The sequence below is a fragment of the Streptomyces sp. NPDC001822 genome (assembly GCF_042892135.1).
GTDB lineage: Bacteria > Actinomycetota > Actinomycetes > Streptomycetales > Streptomycetaceae > Streptomyces.
On record NZ_JBIATW010000001.1, the window covers coordinates 747002 to 767351 of the forward strand.

The window sequence follows — 20350 nt, forward strand, 5'->3', positions numbered from 1 at the left end:
TCCCCCCTCCCCCCGCACGGCGGGGGGGCACACCGCCGGCTCACCCGGCTCCCCCCCCCCGGGCGGGGCCCGGTGGAACGGCTGCCAGCCGTTCCACCGGGCCCCTCGCGTCTTCCTGCGGGTCCGTCAGATGACGTGCGTCAGGTCACTGCCGAGTGTGAGTCCGCAGAACCGGGCCCCCGCGCCGGCTCCCGAAGGCGGATCGATCACATGGGACCGGGGGTCCAGGTCGATCGACATCACCCTGCCCGGCGCGAACTGCGGAGTCCGAGTCTGCCGCCCGGTACCGTGCTCCAGCCAGCGGACCGTCCGAGCGGTGTTGACGGCCCACAGCGGCTCGCCGGGCAGCACACCCAGCACGAGCGACCTGGAACCCTGGCCGGCTTCCAGCAGCCGCTGTTCCAACTGCCGCGCCTGCTCAGCCACCGGCCCGTCCCACAGGCGCATGGCCCGCGCCACGCGCTCCCTCTCGCTCTCACCCGGCAGGGCGTCGGGCACACCCCCCGCCATCCCCACGGGCTCCTCGGCCGCGACGTCCGTCCTCGGGGCCGAGGCCCGGCTCCGGTACTCCGCGGCCATGGTTCCGGCCTGCTCGCTCAGCTGCCGGACCACCTGCCCGCGCGACTCGTTCTTCGTCGCGGCCGCGTAGGTCCTGGCCCGACCGGCCAGGGCCTCCAGCAGCTCCGCGCGCCGTTCCGCTTCGTGTTCGCCCGTGGTCCGGTAGTCGTTCAGGAGCCTGTCGAGGTCGGCCACTCGCGAGAGGGACCGCAGCTCCGCCCCCGGGCCACCGGTCTTCTCCAGGAACGTGGCCGGGTCCAGGAGGTCGACCGGCTCGGTCGCGGCAGCGCCGGCCTCGGCCGCACGCGCCGGGGCGGGCGGAACGGTGGCTTTCGGCACCGACGCGTTCTTGAACAGGACGGGCGTGACGGGCAGGCCGACGTGTTCACTGATGCGCCGGGCGGTGTTCGCCAGCCACCGCAGTCCGTCCTCCGGGGACAGGCTCGGACGGATCTTGTTGCTCATGTAGCGGCCGGACTTGTCGGTGAGCTGCCAGCTCTGCGCCACGGGGTCGTACGACAGCTCCCCGCTGATCCGCGCGGGGCGGACGACGGTGCCTCCGTCGGCACGGAATCCGGCGGCGACGGTGGGATGGCCCTGATTGTCGATCGCCGCCCTGAGCTGGTCCGGCGTCAGGTCCGGGGCGACGCGCCGCATCGACGACCACAGCTCGTCGAGCTCGTCCTCGGTCATGACGGTCAGCACCTGATCACTGCCGATGCTGATCTCGCCCTCCTCGTCGACGGCGTAGTGCCACACGCCGTCGGTGCGCTCCAGCAGGGCGGGTCTGAACTCCTCCAAGCGGTACCAGAGGGGATTCAGACGCACCTGGGCGGCGTCCTGGGAGTCGCGTTCACGGTCCTTGACCTTCTTGGGCCCGGCCAGGGGGCCGTACGCGCTGTCCAGCTCCTGCGTTCCCGTACCCGCCACGAACGCGCCGTGCGCGATGGTCGGCCGTTCCGCGTCCTTGGCGAGGACAGGGACGCCCAGGGCCGAACTCAGGACCTCCGCCGCGTTGCGCACCCAGCGGGTGACGGTGGCCGGCTCCACCCCCGGCCGAACGGCGGGGCCCACGTAACGGCTGGACGCGTCGATCGTCCACCGTCCGGTCAGGGGGTCACGGAACAGCTCGCCGCCGACGCGGGCGGGACCGACGACCGTCGCGCCCGCCTCGTCGAAGCCGGCGGCCACCGTGGGCACACCCTGATCGTTGAGGAGGCCCCGGAGCTCCTCCGTCGTCAAGTCGGGCCGGGAGGTCTGCATCGCGGTGAGGAGCCGGTGCCGTTCCTCCTCGCCGGCGATCGACCAGACGTCCTCGCTCCCGAGGAAGAAGCGGCCTGCCTCGTCGATCGCGTACAGCCATACGCCGCCGCGTTCCAGGAGCGCGGGCCGGAAGTCCTCCAGCGGGTACCACAACGGGTTCAGCCGGACCTGGGGGGTCATCGCGTCGTCCCGTTCGCCGCGCTTCACCGTCTTCGGTGGCACGGCGGGCCCGAACAACACGTCGAGCGGCACCTCGGGAGCCTTCCGGTCGCCGCTGAGGCCGAGAGGCCCGGCGCCGGGTCCTTCTGCCTCGACGCGAACGGCGGTCTCCTCCGGCTGCCGCCCGCGCACCTCCGTCCCCGGCGTGTACTCCGACGTGACGGGCTTCCCGGGTTCGGTCCGGTCGGCCGTCGTCCCCGGGCGTTCCGGACGTTTGCCTTCCCGGATCTCCCTCCGCCGCGCGTCGGCCGCCGACTCGGCCGGAGCCGCCGTGGTGCCGTGGTGACGGGCGGTCCCGCCCGCCTCCTGCGTGGCACCGTGGACCTGGTGGGGGGCCTCGTGCACCTCCGGTGCCGCCTCGCGGACCGTGGCCTCACCGGCCGCGGGGCGGGTCGTCTCCGGCTGTCCGTACGTCCCGGTCTCCGGCGGGGCCGTCAAGGGGTGGCCGCCCTGTCGCGGGACGGCTGCGAGATAGGAGCCCGCCCGCTGGTACACGGTCACCTGGCTCCGTGCGACGGGGGTGTCGGACGCGGCACCTGAGTGGAACCGGTAGGAGCCGTCCTCCTGGACGACGGTCAGGTCGACGCCCAGGGTCCGCGCGGTCAGCGAAGCGGCCAGATCGGCCGTTTCCGCGTCCCACCGGCGGGCCGTGCGCAGGTTCAGCCTGACGAGTCGGTGCCGCTGTTCGGGAGCGAGGCCGATCCGCACGTGCTCCGGCAGCCGGCCACCGTTCGCGGTGAGCTCACGGTGCAGGACGTCGCCGTCCCGCGTCCGGGTGCCGAGCAGGGTCTCCACCTCGTGGGGGTGGAAGACCGCCCGCGGGTCGAGCGTGGCGTGCGTGGGTACGTCCGCGCTCTGCGAGACCGTCGACGCCAGCCGCTCGGCCCAGGGGCCGGGCGTGCCGTTCCCGGCCTGTCCGACCGCGGCGTAGAAGCCGTTGCCGTCGCCCGCCGGCTGGTGCAGGTCGAGGACCCAGCTCCGGCCGTCCGGGTCGACGGCCGTCAGCGTGCGGTGGTCGGAGGCCGCGTCGTAGTGCCGCAGGTGCCGATCGGGCACGCCCTCCCGCTGCCACGGCGGCAGGGCGTGCGCAGGCCGGACGCCGGAGCTCTGCCCTGCCTTCGACGCGTCGGCCTTCACCGCTTCGGTCTTCGGAGCTTCGGTCTTCTGTGCTTCGGCCTTCGTCCCGGCGTTCGTCCCCTTCGTGGCCGGCGCCTGCGCCGTCGAGGTGTCCGTCTTGCGCGCACCGGGTCCCGCCGTGGCTGCCGTCTGCGCGACGGACGTCTCCGCCCTGTGCGCCTCTGGTGCCCTGAAGGTGACCGCGGACGGCCGTGGGGTGTCACCGAGCAGCCGGCGGCCCTCCTGCGTGGCCGCCAGCTGGTGCCATCGGGTGAGCCGGTCGGCCCCCTCGCGGACGTCGGCGTACGCGTCGGCGACCGCCTCCGCGTGGGCCAGCCGGTCCCGCAGGGTGCTGCGGAAAGACTCCAACCGGGCCAGCGCCGAAGCCCGTTCGGAATCAGTGGTGTCGAGCGCCTCGGCAGCGCGCAGGCCGGCCTCCAGCCGGGGCCCCTCGCTCCGGCGCAGGTCCCAGTAGGCCGTGTCGGCGGCGGTCCACGCCTTGTCGGCCTTGGTCACCGCGTCCCAGGCCCTCGCCACCTCCGGCGGGAAACGTACGTCGTCCATCAGACCGAGACCGCGCGCCACGTCCTCGCGGACCCAGGCGAGCACCGTGGCGTCTGTTTCCACGGCCTGCGGTGTCCGGGCGGGACTGCCGAAAGCGCTCCGGAAGACACTGCCCACCGTGCTGTCCTTCACGTGGTGACGGACTTCGGCGAGACTGAGCCAGGTCGTGGGGACGGCGAACAGGAACGCCCGGTCCTTCTCCGGCTTCACGTTGACCGAGGCCAGCCGCTCGCCGGACACGCCCATCACCACCGACTCGCCGTCCTGGGCGCCCGACCCCGTGCCGGACTGGGTCGTGCCGGTGGCCACCGTGGACGTGGTGGGTCCCGCCGCGAGGACCTGTTCCGCCACCCCTTGCTCAGCGGTGGAGGAACCACCGCCACGCGTCTCCCGCTCGGGTGCCTCGAACTTCATCCCGTCCGCCACGGCGAGCAGGCGGGCGGCCCGGAGGTCGGGCCTCGCGAACACGGTGAGACTGCCGTCGGCACCTCCGAGCAGGCCCCGGTCGGTCAGACCGGCGACCGCGTAGCCGACCGGTGTCAGTGTCCGGCCGAAGAACGCCGTGAGGGCGCCGTTGGACGTACCGTCTTCCAGGCTCTGCGCCGCGCCGGTCCCCGACCGGGTCAGGGGCGTGTCCTTGGCCCGCCTCAGCACGTCGTCGTCGAACTCGGCGCCCTTCGGCACGAACAGCGACGCGTCGTACGCGGCCCCCAGCGCGACCGTGGTGGCCGTGTGCAACTGGTCCAGGCCCACGATCCGCCTCACGGAGAAGCCCTCGGCGGGCATCTCGAACGGCTTCACCTCACCCCCGGCCACCGGGTGCACGACGTCGTGCCAGCCTCCCGTCCCCAGTGACCGCGGAACGTCGACCCGGTGCGGTCCCGCGCCCACCGACGGCGCGTCCGGTGCCAGGACGTCGTGCGCCACGGGCTGCGAGGGATCGGGCCGCATCAGGCTCATCGGGAAGTGCTCGATCAGCCGGCCCGCGTCGGCCTCGGCGGAGACCGTCAGCTGCCGACGGCCGATCAGTTTTCGCCACGACCGGTCGATCTGCCCGACGACGTGGCCCGCACGGTCCTCGGGCGCGCGGAACGGATCCGCCTGCCCGGTGTCGGTGACGTCCAGCGTCAGACGGATCCTGTACCGCGTGGCGTACTCACCGTGCGCCTGCGTCGTTGTCGCGGTCGAGATCCGGACCGTGCCCCGGCCGGTGGACTGGGTGACCGACCGCAGTGCGGAACCCGACTGGGAGTACGTCGGGCCCGCGGTCCTGACCGTGCCGCTGCCGATGTGCGCGCCTTCGGAGACCGCGATCCCGAGCGAGGCCCCCGATGTCCGGCCGCGGCCCTGCTGAACGCTCTCCACCGCCTGGCGGTGCTCCTCCAGTTCCACGCTGTGGCCCATGCCGCGGAAGCCGTCCACCCGCTCCTCGACCGGGATCAGCTCGGCGCGCAGCCGGACCTGGCGCTTTCCGAGCCACACCTGGGCGGTCTGTGAACCCCACCGGCCGATCCGGGCCGGAACCGAGGAGCCCGCGCCCGTCATCTCCTTGCCGATCGCGCGCACCACCCGGTCCGACACCAGCCGGCGGAGCTGGTCCCGGTCCGTCGACGACAGCCCGAGCGGGCGCAGTTCCTCCTCGAACTGCCGCAATGCCGCCGACGCGTCGAGGGAGTTCACCGCCCAACTGCCGAACGGATGGTCGCGGAGCCACGGCAGGGGCGACCAGGAACGCCTCGTGTACAGCGGCACGTCGCCGAAGCCGTCCTTCAGCAGCCCGAGCCGGTGGGCACTCTTCTCGGGTACGTGGCCCACCCAGCCCTGGCCGATTTCGATCCGGCGGCCCGCCGCTCCCGCCAGGGACGCCGGCACGCCGCGCGAACCGGTCGCCCGCTCACCGACCTTGCTGGAGACCGAAGCCACCTCGTGGGCCACGGAGGCGGTCACCACGACCTGCCGCCCCGTGTCCTTGCGGTTGATCTCGGACACCGCCGACCGGGACACCGTCACCGACCTGGACGTGTCCAGCCGGAAGGGGCTGGCCACCAGTGCGTAGCTGCCGGTCACCCCGTCCCCCACACGGTGGGAACTCGCATAGCCGACCTGCCCGCCGAGGAACAGCGTCGTCGTCCTGCTGGTCCGGCCGGCCGCCTGCGTGAGACCGCCCAGCGTGGTCTCCGTCTCGATCCTGACCGCCCCGGTGACCGCGGTCATGTCCTCCCCGAGCGTGGTCCGGTGAGCCAGTGCCGTCGTCCGGTCGAGGTAGGGGGCCTGGGACCACAAGGACGTGGCCCGCCAGCCCGCCGGTGCGGAGCTCTGGTCGAAGTTGGCGGTGAGGGAACGCCCTTCGAAGACCCGGGCCACGGCGTCGTGCGCCGGAGCACCCTTCTGCGTCACCAGCCACGAGCCGCCGGAGGCCTCCTCCAGCGCCTGCTCCGCTGCGGCCGTCAGCATCTCGTGCGCGGTGACGGAGACCGTCTGGTGGGGGTGTTCGGACAAGACGGACGCGTCCCGCCCGGCCAGTCCGGCGAGGAACTCCGGGGTCGCCAGCACCAGGTCACGGGCGGTCGGGGCCGGGATCGCCAGCGCCGGCCCGGGAGCCGCGGGCGGGGCCAGGGCGACCGTCGGCGTGTGCTCGACGGGAATGCTCAGCAGCACCCTCCCGACGCCCGGCGCCGCTGTCCGTTCGGCGCCGGCCCCGGGAGGCTCGATCAGCGCGGTCGGCGTGTCGGTGAAGACGAACGGCTGGGTGCCCAGCACGTTCATGGACACCAGGCCGCGCATCCATCTGCGGGGCCGCCGGAAGCCGCCCGCCTCGGCGGTGAGGGTGAGTTCGTAGCTGTGCAGGTGTGAGCCGCCGGTGCCGATCGACATGGCCTCGTGCGTGGCGCCGTGACCGTAGCCGCTCTCGGACTCCGTGCGCAGCCCCAGCCTGGCGCCCGCCGACGCGGTGGCGCTGTTCTGCGGCCGGCCGATCCGGTCCGTGCCGGTGTCGCGTCCCGAGAGCAGGCCCTCCAGACCGACCTGTACCCCTCGGGTTCCACCCTGCTGACCGCCCAGGTTCTCGCTGCCGGGGGCACTGTGCCGCAGCCGGAGGTCCTCCTGCCTCCCCTCGTAGCGGCGCCCGGTCAAGGACGCGTCCACCCAGACGTACCGGTGTCCGCGCGACAGAGTGCGCGAGTCGACCAGGCCGAACCGCAGCCCGGTGGCCGCCATCGTCTCCAGACCGGAGGCCATGCCCTGGTGCGACAGCGTGTTGAGCACCTCCAGCGTGTTGGACACCACGGTCTCGAAGTGCCCGGCGTCGCGCCAGCGGGGGTTGTCCGGGTTGAGTTCGTCCAGCGGCGCGACCAGATCGGGGTAGACCGAGCCCATGCGCCTCAGGACGGTGTCGGCGAAGTGCTCGGCGAACGTGACCGGGCGGCCGCCGATGTCCCGCGTGAGGCCTCCGTCGGCGAAGGTGAACTCCTCCACACGGCTCATACCGAGCGTCGACGGCCCGTCGGCGGCGAGCCACGGCGGCGCGGGCTCAGCAGCGCCCCGAACGACACCCGTGTCGAGCCCGTCGAGGCGGCGGGCCTCGGTCCGGGTCAGCCGCTCCACCGCCCAGGTCTGGAACGTCTCGGTGCGGGGCGCCTCACTCCACGTCCGCGGGGAGTTCTTCCGCAGCTTGCCCCGCTGCGCCGCCCCGTCCCCGCGCGGCTCGGGAAGCGCGGCCCTGGTGTCGGGCGGAGCGGTGACCGTGACCGTCTTCTGCACCAGGTACAGGCCGGTCGCAGCGCCCTTGGCCTGGGCGGCGGACTTGACGGCGCCCGAGCCGCCGAAGACGGAGCCCTGGGCGCGTGAGGCGCCGTAGCGGAGGCTGACCCCGGCCAGCAGGCGCAGGTCGAACGCCCCGTCCTCCAGGCCGAAGAGGTGGAACCCGGGTCCCGCGGAACCCCCCACCTCGGCCCCGACGGTGTGCCGTATCAGCCGCTCGTTGCGGGCCGTGGACTGGGCGATGTCCCGCAGTTCGGCCGCGGTGGTCTCGTTGATCAGCACCGCGTCACCGGACACCACACGCACGGAGAATATCCCCGCCGGATCACCGCCGTCGTGACCGCGGGACAGCAACGGCGTATAGGCGGGGCCGTTGTTCAGCGCACGGCTCATGCGCTGGAATCCCTCGCTGGAGAAGAAGTCGTCGAGCTGTGCGGCGGCGAGGGCACCCTCCTCGGCGCCGATCTGCCGCAGTGCCCAGTCCCGGATGTGCGCCACCGGTCCGTACGCTTCGGTGTTGGCCATCCGGAACCGGGAGCCGGGGCCCAGGGTCAGCCGTTCCGGCATCGGGTCCCGGGGTGTCTTCGGCACCGTCAGGCTGTCGGCGAGCCGCACCACGAGGCCGTCGCGGACCGCGAATCCGAAGGCCAGGGGCCGCCCGGCCGCATCGCCCTCGGAAACGGCCCTGCCGTCCGTGCCGATCGGACGGCCCGACCGGTCCGTCACCGAGAACGCGTACCAGACGTCGTCCAGGTGCATGTGAGAGCTGTCGGTGGTGCGGGTCTCGGTCTGGTTCACCACCTGGTTCTGCAGGTTGTACCGCGCCTGCTTGCCGATGGCGATCTGGACGGACGCCCGGCCCCACGCGGTGGCGACGTGCTTGAGCGGTCCCAGCGGCGCCGTCGGCGCCAGCGCCAGCGAGGTGCTGTTGACCTTGACCTCGCCGCTGGTGGCCGTGGACCGCTGCATCGTGTCGATCTTCACCGGCTTCCCGGCGCCGAAGGTGAAGCGCTCCCACTGTCCGTAGGGCCGGGCGGTCACGTGCAGCGTCCGGGTCTTCCTGTCGACCGTGTCGTAGACGAACCGCCGGCCGTCGCCGAAGAACGACTGCGGGCTGGATCGCAGGGCGTCACCGATCTCGTCCAGCAGGCCGGACCCGCTGTCGCCGGGCACGGGCCGGGTACCCGTCGACCCGGACAGCGTGCGCCCGAGCTCCTCGACGACGAGTTCGGTGCCGCGCAGCGCACGGGCGCTCTGGCCGAAGCTGAAGGACTTCCGCACGACGTCCTGCGGGAGCCCGGGCAGCCGGGAACCCACGCCACCGCTCATGTACAGGGGCAGCTGTGCCGAGTCCGTGAACTGTACGGGCCCGGTCGTCGCGGGCGCCGCCGGCAGATCACGGTCGAGCCGCGGCGGCCGCCGCGTGTCGAGGTCGTCCGCGATCGGCACCTGCCGCGGAGCGGCGACCGGGCGCTGATCGACCGTGGCGGCCTGGCGGTCGTGGGGGAGGGGTGTCCGCGGAGCGGCGGGAGCGAGTCGCGGCGGCGCGGCCGACGTCGATCCGGTTCCGGCGGGCCGTCGGTCCGTCTCCGGCGACGCACCTCCCCGTATGCCGGACGTCGCCCCGGTCCCGAACGCGTCGCGCAGCTGTATCGAGAGCTTCCGCGCGGGGTGGTGGGCGCTCAGCGGGTCGAGCCCGGAGTCGTCCAAGCGGATGCGGTCGGCGACCAGATGGACGATGTCGGCGTGCAGGCGGGCGTACCGGAGTGCCGGCGCGTCCGTCGCTCCCGCCTCCCGGATGGCGAGGGGCGCGCGATGGGTTCCGGCCGTGAGGCGGGTCGCCTGCGACAGCAGCTCACCGAGTTCCCTGTCACCGAGACCGCTCAGGTTCTCCCGTGCCTGTGCGAACTCGTCGTGCCAGTGCTCCAGGATCTCCCGACGCACCTCCGGATACGGGGCGGGCGTGGACGTCCGCCGGACATCCGGTTGCTGCTCGAAGTACGCCGTCAGCGCTGCCAGCCGTTGCCGTGCGCCGGGGAGCCGCTTCACCTCCCGCGCGATCTCCCGAGGTACCTGGAAACACACCGACCCGTCGGGGAGATCAGTCATCCCCATCACATCCCCACCACGTGAACAGGGTCCGAGAACCACCGGGAACACACCGGTGTCGGACTACAGCGACGATCCTGCACGACCCACGCCGAGAGGGGGGACGCCAGCGAGAGGATTCACCGACAGTCCGGCCGGAGAACAGCGTGTGGTGGCCTGGCGTTCACATGTGTGTCGCTATGTGTCACTGAGGCGGATCAGAGTGTGCTCACTCGGCTCACGGTACCTTGGGGCCGCCGAGATACGTACCGTGCGCGTCGTACGGCCATGCGTTGGGCAGGCAGCCGTCGAGGCCGTCGATCTGCTGCATCATGGCCGGGGCCGGTCTGCCGGGCCCGGGGCATCCCTCGTGGCCGTGTCCGATGCGGTGTCCGACCTCGTGGTTGATGATCAGTGCGCGGTAGTCGGCCAGAGGTCCGTGGAAGTTCGGGGAGCCGGAGTTCCAGCGCTTCAGGTTGACGATCACCCGGGAGCCGACGTCGCAGTTCACCTCGCCCTGCGTCTTGAGCCCGGCGGCTCCGCAGATCCGGTCCACGGTGGCGGGCGACGCGATGACGACGACGAAGTCGCGGGCGCCCCCGGAGACGAGCTGGAAGCCGTCGTGGCCGTCCGCCGTCCAGGACCTGCGGTCCGCCAGCGTCCCGTACACCTCGCGGGCCACCTCGTCCGCCGAGACCCCGATGCCGTCCTCCACCCGGACCTTGAAACGCCGGATGTTGCCGCTGCCGATCGGCGGGGCGGACATCCTCGCCGTCACGAACCCGTCCGTGTCCTCCGAGCCGGCGGATGCCGACGCCGAGGCCGAGGCGGAAGGTGCCGGGGTTGTGGGCGGGTGGGCCGCGGGCTCCTGCCCGTGGGCCACGGTGCCGACGTTCGCGGACGGGTTGCCGTGGGAGTGCAGCAGCTGCGGGGCGCTGACCGCGAGGGCTGCGACGAGCAGGACGGACGCGGCGAGTCCCACCGGCCTCCTGCGGTTTCGTCCGGGCCGCTGCCGTGGCTCGGCGGCTCCGGATTCCGTGTGCGTTCGCGCCCCGGTCTGCGGGGAAGAGTGACGTGCCATGTCTGTTGCCGGTCCATTTTCCGAGTGCGTGGGGAAATGTCCTCCTGCACCGACACGAGAGGGATGGCCGGAATTGTTCACTTCGATGTTCGAACGGTGCGGCGGCCGGAACCGGGAAGCCGGAGCCGCGGGCCGGTCGGTCACCGGTCCGCGGCCCCTGCCGCCGGGGTGTGGGACGTGTGGACTGTGGGACGCGTGGGACGGACGTCACACGACGTGCTTCAGATCCGCCCCCAGAGTCAGTTCACAGAGGTTCAAGGCGCCGGCGCGGGAGACTCCCGGGTCCGCGTCCTGTCGGAGCAGTGTGCCCCGCGGGTCCAGGTCGAGCGACTGCACGTGCGAAGAGGTCAGCGGTGGCTGCGTCTCCTGTGCCGTCGCGTTGTCGAGCCAGCGAACGGTTCCGTTCAGGTTCCATGCCCACAGCGCCCTGTCCGATCCCGTTCCCAGCACCAGCGACCGTGCACCCGGACCCGCGTTCGTCAGAAGCTCCTGCAGGTGCTGGATCTCGTCCTCCACCGGTCCCGTCCAGTCCCGTTTGGCGAGCGCGACGCGTTCCCGGAACCGAAGCAGATGTTCGATCTTCGGGAGCACCTCCGCAGTGAGCTTTCCGGTCCCGTCGACCGGGAGACTCGCAGTGAGGCCATTCGGTACGTCGACCGTCAGCCGTCCCGCCTGTCCGGGGAGGCTGATGCGCACTCTGACCCCGAAGTCGACCAGAACCCGCGGCCCAGTGGACTTCACGTCCGTCCCGATGTCGGCGACCTGGCGGTACGTCGGGTCACTCGCGGTGTGCTGGGTCCCGGGCCGCTGCCGCGCGGAGATCAGGTCGAAGCCGACGGTGACCGTCCGCGCCGCGACCGGGACGTCATAGGTGTGGGACAGCAGTCGGTCGATCCCCACACCCATGGCGGTCCTTCCGGTCGCCTGCGTGTACGCCTTCCCGGCGCTCGTTCCCGCGCCGACAGCGGTGCTGTCCGGGCTCATGCCCACGAGATCGCGTTCCATCTGTTCGCCGCCGAAGGCGACTGCCTTCGCCCAACGTTCGACCACCGCCGCGGCGGGTACGTCCCAGGAGCGCATCCCGGGCACAACGGCGTCGGCTTCGGACGCGATCGGCTCCTTCGCGGGTTCCCACGAGCGGTCCCAGCGGACATTCCGTCCGACGGCCTTCCGTTCGAGGCCCAGTGGGCCCCGTTCAGCATGCAGGAGGCCGGTGGCGGAATGGACCGTCTCGGCGGTTCCGGGCTGCGGTGAGCCGCCTTCCAGGCGGGGCCATTCCCCCGACATCCAGCGGTATGCGATCCGCTCGGCCAAGGCGTGCAGGGGGTAGCGCCGCTTGTACGTGTCGGTCACCTGAGCGTAGAGGTCCGCGATCTCGTGCTCGCTCGGGCGCCCCTTCGTCTCCGCCGTGTCCATCCTGCGCAGCGCGATCAGCACGTCCTCGTGCAGGAGTTCCATGTCCGCGGGACTCCGTCCGGCAGGTAGGGAAGACCTTGCCGGCACGGCCGCCGAATCTGTCACCCTCCACCGGCGCTCGGCCGGACCGACCTCCACCGACGCCGAATTCACCTGCGACACGGCGCTCATCGGCGGCCTGGGCGAGGAGAGCCCGGTGGGGCTCCGCAGCGCGGAGGACAGCGGCTGGTCAAGACTGCCCGCACTGACTGGGGAGTTCAGCTTGAGGTACTCCAGGGTGTGAGCCAGCGGGGAGGGCTGATCCGTACCGATCGGATGCATGTCGATCACGAAGAGGGCCCGTCGACGGAGTACGTCGGCGGGGCGTTCGCGCGAGGGCTGCACGCCCTGCGGGAACGACCGCCCCCTGTTGTGGTGTGTGACGGCGAACTGACCGGCGTCGACAGCGATGTCCGAGTGGCGGTCGGCCCCGCTCTGCAGGTCGTGGAGGCTGCTCCCGAGTTCCTGTCGGAAGACCTCCTTCAGAGCGTCGATGCGGGTACTCGCCTGCTTGCGCGCGAGTTGCTCGCGGTGTGGAACGAGAACCGACTCCGCGCCGTTGCCGCCGGCCGAGATCTGGACGGTCGGGAGCGGGCGGCCGTTGCGGGCGTTCCACAGACCGACGCGCGCGACCCGGTGTGCGAGGGACGCGATCTTCAGGCGGTCGTCACCGGTGATCCCGGTGGAGCCGGGAACGAAGTCAATCCAGCGCGAGGACTCGGTGATGTCACTGTGGGCTCCGATCGCGACGCCCGTGAGCGGGTTGACCACGATCCCCGGGCGGTCCTGCTCCAGCATGCCCGCCATCTGGTCGTGGAAGGTGGCATGGTCCTTGTTGACGAACCTCATGTGCCACAGCTGCCCGGGAGTGGTCAGGCGGCCGGTCCTGGCCGAAACCGCGACCAGTTTCCGGCTGGCGGCCGCGGCAGCGGACCGCACGGCGTTCTCCGCCGACCGGATCGCTTCCGGCTCCAGCGAGGTGTCCTGGGCCACGGCCAGTGCGGATCTCGCATCCCGCAGCGCGATCAGAGCAGTCGCTGCCTCACGCCCTGCGACCGCCTCAGCTGCCGCGTTGCGCTCCTCGGCCGACTGTGCCGCGGGGAACACCTTGCTCGTGTAGGCCTCCAGTGCCGCCTCCAACGCACCGTCCGGCATCTCCACATTCCGCTCGACGGCCTGCTCGAAGGTCCGGCGCGTCACTCCGAGCCGGTTGTAGTTCTCCAGCGTCACCTGCGTCTTCCCGTCCTCGCTCTCGAGGACGGCCGTCGCGTAGTGATAGCCGAACGGATTGGTGATCGAGTGGAACGCCCCCGCGTGATCCTCGAGAGCGAACCCCCCGTCGGGGTCACGGTGCCCGATGGATTGCGACACGTATGCCTCGCCGACCTGAGCCCATGCCTTGGCATTGATTCCGATCTGCGAGGAAAGGTCCCACAGAGCCTGTCGCTCCGCCCGATACGGCTGGGAAGGGCCGAGGTACGCGCCGTAGGTCCGGCCCGGGAGAGGCGTCCTCGGGTCTGCGAAGTTCTCCGGCCGGATGGACTTCTTCGCGGCCCATGAGGCATCCGGTGTGGTCGCCGACAGCCGGTCGCCGCCCGCCACATCGGTGACCGCCTGTGCGAGGTAGTGCAGCTCGCTGACCTTCAGACCGTCGGCCCCCCGCAGCGGGCCGACCGCAGTCCGGCCGTCGTGGCCGCGGTAGACGATCATGTCCGGTTTCCCGCCGATGAGTTCACCGGCCAGGTCGCGGCACACGTCCGTGGGCTTCGAGGCGAACTTCGGCCTGACCGCGTGCAGAGTGCGGCTTCTGCCGCGGTGAGTGAACGACAGCGTCACGCTCGTGTCCAGTTCGAGCGTCACACCGCTGTCCGCTTGCTTGAGCGCTGCCGACGCGCGCGCGACGGCTCCCCGGGTGGCGAAGGCCTCCCGCACCTCGCCCCGCGTGCTCATGGCGAGCGTTCCGTCGGCGGACACGTGGAGGTCCGGGTGGTCGTCGGTGACCACACCCTGAACTACGGTGACCAGGCCCTTCGACGGTCCGGCCTTGCCTCCGCCGATACTCGCCGCCGCCCGGTCGTCCGAGAGGAGCAGGGGAGTGACGCGGCTGAAGAAAGCCGTGGCAATCGTGCCGTCGGAATGCCTGACCACGTAGTCCCGGAGGACCCTGGGCCTGTTGTCGAGCACCAGACGGGGAGGTCGCCGCTTGCGTGTGTCCGAGGCCGCGGGGGCGGAGTCGGACACGGCAGCCTCGTCGGCCGCATGCTGCGTGTCCTTCTGCGTTGCGCCTGCCTCGGACCCACCCAGAAGATCCGTGCGCGGGACACCCTTCTCGTCCAGCAGCCCGGCGGTGAAACGCAGATCGGGAAAATCTTCGTGCACGCCGGCGCCGGCACGTGCCGGCGGGGCCGCATGCGACGTCAGGGCGGTGGCCTCGGAAGAGGAGACCGGTGCCGGAGTACTTTCGAGCGTCGTGACATCGGTGGCCGCGGCGAGGCGGGGGACGAACGTGCTGAAGGTTCCCGCTTGCGTGCCCTGGGAGTACACGGTCAGCAGCGTGGTTCCGTGCAGCGCCGACGGTGCCATCGCGACCTCGCCGTTCGGGGCGTGCACGGTGACACCCAGCTCGTTCGCGAGCTGCTGGCCCATGCTCTGCTCGCCCGTCAGGCCTGCCTCGCAGATCGCCAGCACGACATCCACCGGCTTCTTGGACAGCTCCGAGAAGACGGGGTCGCGTCGCAGGATGCGGCTCATCCCCTGGGCGTCGATGATCTTCTTCTTGCCTGACAGCAGGTAGGACTTGGCCTTGTCGTACTCACCGTGCGCGGTGACGTAGTAGACGGCCCGGTCCGTGCCCCAGGGAGCCGGCTGCACCCGGGAGGTCAGCGCCCCCGGCCGCATCGAGGCGAAGCGGCCGTCCGCACCGGAGTAGTCGCCCCAGTGTCCCTGCCGGGCACTCCAGTCCTCGGCGTTGTGGAGGCTCAGCACGCCCCCGGTCACGCCGTCACCCGCCCGGTTGAGCCGCATGCGGCTGATGTCTCGATCGCTCAGCCTGTCCACCGGGACATCGCCCGGCGCATCCGGATTCGCCGGAACGCTCAGATCGGGCCTGTTGCGGGCCCCGGGCAGTATCCTGCCGAACTTGTCGGCGAAGAACTGCCGCACGCCCCTCCCGGCGTCCCCCAGACCGCTCTCCGTCAGCGCCGGTACGGCCCCGGCGGTGTCGCCTGCCGGATGCTCCTTCCAGACTCCCCACCCGGGAACATCGTCCTGACGGAACGTCCCGAACACGTCGCGAAGATCCGTCAGCGCCTCGGCGATCTCCTCGGGCCGGACCGATGCCGGCATCTCGGGGCCGGCCGACGTCACTTCCTCGGGCCCGGCCGATGCCACCGCCGAGCTCGACACGCCGTGCCCGTCGGCGATCCCGGTGCCGGCATGCGGGTCCTCGAAGACCGCCTGCCCATCGGTCGCCGCCGTCGGGCCCATGTCCACGGACACGTGAACGGCGTCGTCCACACCGACGACCTCCCGCAGGCCGGAGGACACGGGCGCGGACTCGATGTCCGTGACCCTGCTGTCCGTGACCCCGCTGTCCGTGACCCCGCTGTCCGTGGCCTCGACGTCCCTGACCTCGACATCCGTGGCCTCGACCGGTGCGGCCCCCGGGGCCACGTCCCGCTGATTACGTACATGGACGGCCACCACGGCTGCCCTCTGGTCGTCGCCCAACTGCCGGAAGACAGGACCGTAGTGCTCGGCCAGCTCACGATGTGCCTGCCGGACCACGGACGCGTCGGGATAGACGCCGGTCTGCTGCAGCAACATGTCGCTCGCCGCGCGCACCGCCCGTGACGCCGCGCCCTCCAGGGCGCGTCCGATCTCGGCCGCCTGCGTGCTCAGCGGCATGTCCGAGAAGGAGGACGTGCGCTGCTGGAGGATCTCCTGATGGGCGGTCTCGATCTCGGCGCGGCTGAAGGTGTGGTCGGAGTTCGAGCGCAGCCAGTCACCGACCGCGCCGGGCAGGTCGTCCACCGTCTTCGGGGCGGGCCGTGCCTGCTTCTGCTCCGACGGCACCGCCGTCCGCTCCCGGCCACCGGAGTGGGCCGTCCCGGACGGGCGGCCGTCGTGCGCGGTACCGGCGACACCGACGGTGTCACGCTTCACCGTGATCTGCGTCTGCTGGTGCGCGCTGCTCTCGGTTCCCGCGTCGGCGTGTGCCTGCCCGCCGTGTGGCTCGGCACCGCCGTCGGCGGCCGCCGGACGGGGATCTCCCGGGCTCTTCCCGGACGGCACTGCCGGCTCGGTATCGGCCGCCGTCGATCCGGGGGCGGTGACCTCGTCCCCGGCGGGGGTCTTACCCGCGGTGCCCGGGGCCGGCTCGCCTTCCCCTCCCACTCCGGGCGCGTCGTCCCGCCAGGTGCGCAGTCGCGGCCCGGTGTCCTCCCGGCGCAGATCGTCGAGCACGAACCGGAAGCCGTCCTCGTGCGCGGACTCGTGCGCGAGCCAGACCTCGGTCCTGTGTCCGTCGGGGCCGTACAGCTCGTCGTACTTCACCACCCGCTCGGTGCGGAAGTCGTCGGCCAGCCTGCTGAGGGTGTCCTCGTGGATCTGGAAGGCCTCCACGCTGTCGGGGTGGCCCACGATCTTGTGGAACTCGAACGCGGCCTCGGAGACGACGCCCTGCAGCTCGCTCTCGTGACGGATGCTGTGGGGGAGGGGTGACCGCACGTCGTCGAGCGCGCCGGACCACGCCGTGTGGACGGCGTCCGCGGAGGTCCGTCCGCTGTCCAGCAGGTCGGAGAAGAGAGCGCCGGCCTTGTCGCGGACGTTGTCGAGGTACTCGCCCATGACACGCTGCCGGCCGTCCTCACCCAGGCTGATGATCCGGGACTCGTCGAGGCTCGACAGATGCTCCTCCGCGTGCGCGGTCTCCTCCGACAACTTGGAGCGGATGAACTTCTCCCGCTCGATGCGGCCGGGGAGGTCGTCCACGGCGCGCTCCGTCACCGAATCCCACAGCGCGCCACTGGCGGTGTCCCCGCGGCCCCTCTCGAACACGATGTCGTACTGGTTCCGGAGATCGTGCTGGAACTCCCGCCGGATCCGGTTCACGAAGTCGTCACTCAGCGCGTCACGTCCGGCGTTGCCCTTCTCCTGCCACGCGATCACGTCGTCGAACTTCCGCCCCGTCATGAGCCGGATGCGATAGTCCCGCAACACGATCGTTTCGAGGTCGCCGCCCATCCCGCTCGTGACCGCGTCCAGCTGATGCCTCGTCGACGGAGGCAGCGTGGTCTGGTCCCCGGCGTGGAGGTAGTGGGCGAAGACCTCGTTGAACTGCTCCATCTTCCCGATGAAGTACTGCTCGGTCTGGTTGTAGTCGGCTGCCTTGTCGCGGAAGTGATCGACGGGGACGTCCGACCGGCCCGTGTACTCCGTGAACACGTCGATGTCGGCCCCGTCGGGAGCGCCCGCTCCGGACGGCCCGGGCCTGCCGCCCGGCCCGTCACCACTGACGGTCGGAGCCCCGTAGATCTTGGAGTCGTCCCGCACGTACGTCTTGAGCCTGGAGTCGTAGACGTAGTCCAGGGGCGCCGAATCGAAGTCCGCAAGCTCCTTGCGGTAGAAGATGCCGCTCGACTTGAAGTCCGACACCTCCGCCTTGAAGCGCGAGATGAACTTCGTGGCCTGGTCGGACCAGGTGAGGTACTTGTGCGCCTTGTTCCCGGCGTCCCCGATGATGCTGTTCAGCGCTTCCGTGGAGACGAAACCCGACGTGTCGATCTCTCCCCGGAAGGCCTCGGTGATGTCCTTGCGCCACTTCCACCGGGCGTGGATCGCCTCCGGGCCGTCCGGCGTCAGGTTGGCCACCCCGAACACGTCCTGCTCGGTGAACCGGTCGAACCCGCGCTGCCACGCGGCGTCGAGTTCCTCGGTGCGCAGTTCGAGGCGTGCCTCCGCCTCGACGAGAGGGGCGTTCCGCTGGGTCTGATCCTTCTGGTAGTCGATCCACTCCTTCATCCTGGCGGCACCGTCCGGATCAAACGCCGGGGTGTCCGCCGTGTGGTGGGCGGAGGGACCGCTCGCGGAGTCGTCCCGGGCGGGCGGTGCACCCGCGTCGGTCGCGGTGTGTCCTTCAGCACCGTGAAGCGCGGTGTCCCCGTGGCCGGTCGTCACGCCGTGGCCCGCCGTGTCGTCCGCGCCTGAGGTCTGGCTTCCGGAGGTCCGGCCGCGAACCGACGCGTCACCGGTTCCAGCGGCCGCGCCGTGGCTCGTCGCGCCGGCCTCAGCCTCGTCGGCGCGGCCCGGGCCTCTGCCCGGGCGGCCGTCACCCGGGGCTGTCGCGCCCGAGCCGACGTCGTGCTGGGTGACCGCGCGCCCTCCGGGTGCCCCGGACGCCGGGGAGCCGGGCGACCGGTCCGGTGTGCCCGGAACCCCGGACTCCGCCGACGTCTGCGAGGACGCCGTCCTGCCCTTCGGTCCGGCGTTGCCGCCGCCGGGCTGCGCACCCTGGTTCCGGCCGTCGGGTGCGGTTCGGCCGGCCGTCCCGGAATCGGGCGCGCCGGATACCGTCGTGTTCCGGCTGCCCCCTCCCTCGCCCGGAGCGGTGGAACCGCGGGAACTCTGCGGCGCTCCGTGGTTCGGACGAGTGCCGCCGGGCACATCCGGACTGCCCGGCCGTGACGTGACGCCGGGTGCGCCGTCGGCTGCTCCGCGGCCCCCGGCCGGGACGGGGTCCGCGAGGGGACGCGACCCGCCGGGGCTTCCCGGCGCGGCCGTGGCACGGCCAGGTGCGCCCTTGCCGGCAGGTCCCGTGTGCGTACCGTCCGGTTCCGCTGCGGACGCGCTGCCGTTGCCCGCGCTCCCCGCTCCGCGCCCCGCAACGCCGTGCGAGGTGGCGTTGCCCGGGGAGGTCCCCGCTCCGGCACCGCTGCCGTGCGACGACGCGGTGTTCGCAGGGACCGGGCCTCCGATTCCCCCGGAATGCGATGCGGCGGCCGTGGACGGCGGCACCTCGTCGCGTACACCTGGTCCGCCGGCGGTGGTCCCCTTGCCACCGGTGCCCGTCCCGTGCGGCACGGAGGGGGCGACGTCGGCCCTGCCCGGGCCTCCGCCGAGGCTGCGGGGCGGGGAGTCCAGGTAGGCGTGCGGCGCGCCGGACGCCGGGGTGACGTTGCCGTTGACAGGCTTCGGGGGTGTCTGCCCGCCGCTGGTGGCCGTGACGGGCTTGACGGGGGTGTGCGGAGTACCGACGGCCGGGGCCGGGCTGCCGGGAGGTCCGGTGACGGAGTTCTTGACCGGTCCGCCCGTCGCGGGCAGAGCGTTGCCCGGCAGAGGAGCGTGGGGACCGGAGGTTCCCACGTTCGACCGCGGTGTGCCGGTCTGCGAACCCGCGATGCCCGCCCCCGTCGGCGGGACGTGATTCGTCTCGATCACCGAGTTCATGTTGAAGGGACTGAGGTTCGTGGGTGCCGGAATCGCGTTGTGCAGGGTCGACGACGTGTTCGGGAGGGAGATGTTCGCCGGGGCGGGCGTGGGGGACACGGTGGGGCCGGTGATGTCGGCCAGGCCCTTGCCCGTGATGGTGTGCGGACTGAGACCGTGCTCCTCAAGACCTCCCATTCCCGCGCCGGCCCACACGCTGAGGCCCATGTTGATGCCCTCGCCCTGCCAGTCGATCGCGATGGGGGCTTTGACGGCCACCGAGCTCAGCACGGTCGCGAGCACGTCCTGGCCGAGCGTGATGGCCGCGTTGAGGACCGAGTCGGCGGTGAACGCGGCCGCACGCCCGATCGCGGCGGCTGCCGAAGCGAGCTTGGAGATGCTCGCGACGATGCTCTCCACGATCTCGCCGACCATGGTGGCGACCCGGCTCAGCAGAGCGCCGATGCCGAACGACGCGATACCGAGGACCATGCCGAAGACCGCGGTCAGGGCCTCGATCATGTGAGCCCTGTTGATCTCCTTGATCGTCTTCTGCAGCTCGTCCGCATAACCGATGATCGCCTTCCCGATCTCCTGCGCCACGTAGCCCGCCTCCCAGATGGCGTGCCAGATGTTGTGGTCGGCCACCCCGTTCCACGCCAGCTGCGCCGCGCGGCCCGCCTTGCCGGTCCAACCCCCGCCCATGGACTGCACACTGCCGTGCATCGTCCCCAGGTACTCGTGGAGCTTCAGGCCGTCGTCGATCCACTGGTTGCCGAGTTCACGGATCTGCGAGTCGTCGAAATGGGCTGGCATGGCGTC

The 20350-nt window shown here is 71.6% G+C and carries 3 protein-coding genes; all 3 read right to left on the reverse strand.

Features of this window, described 5'->3' with window-relative positions; genetic code table 11:
• Window positions 1-126 precede the first annotated feature (126 nt).
• The gene (locus ACFYY2_RS03520) at window positions 127-9588 is read right to left on the reverse strand and encodes a hypothetical protein (RefSeq protein WP_388736423.1); all 9462 of its coding nucleotides are present in this window, start codon (window positions 9586-9588) and stop codon (window positions 127-129) included.
• 217 nt (window positions 9589-9805) lie between these two features.
• Window positions 9806-10549 carry a DUF3152 domain-containing protein gene (locus tag ACFYY2_RS03525; RefSeq protein WP_388736426.1) on the reverse strand — a complete coding sequence of 248 codons (744 nt, stop codon included), beginning with the start codon at window positions 10547-10549 and terminating at the stop codon, window positions 9806-9808.
• Window positions 10550-10855: 306 nt separating this feature from the next.
• Entirely contained in the window at window positions 10856-20344 is a 9489-nt protein-coding gene (locus tag ACFYY2_RS03530) for a hypothetical protein (RefSeq protein ID WP_388736428.1), read from the reverse strand.
• Between the last annotated feature and the right edge of the window lie 6 nt (window positions 20345-20350).

Bases quoted from the DNA above. Each gene is read 5' to 3' on its own strand.
- ACFYY2_RS03520 (WP_388736423.1), bottom strand. From the start codon at position 9,588: ATGACTGATCTCCCCGACGGGTCGGTGTGTTTCCAGGTACCTCGGGAG.
- ACFYY2_RS03530 (WP_388736428.1), bottom strand. From the start codon at position 20,344: ATGCCAGCCCATTTCGACGACTCGCAGATCCGTGAACTCGGCAACCAG.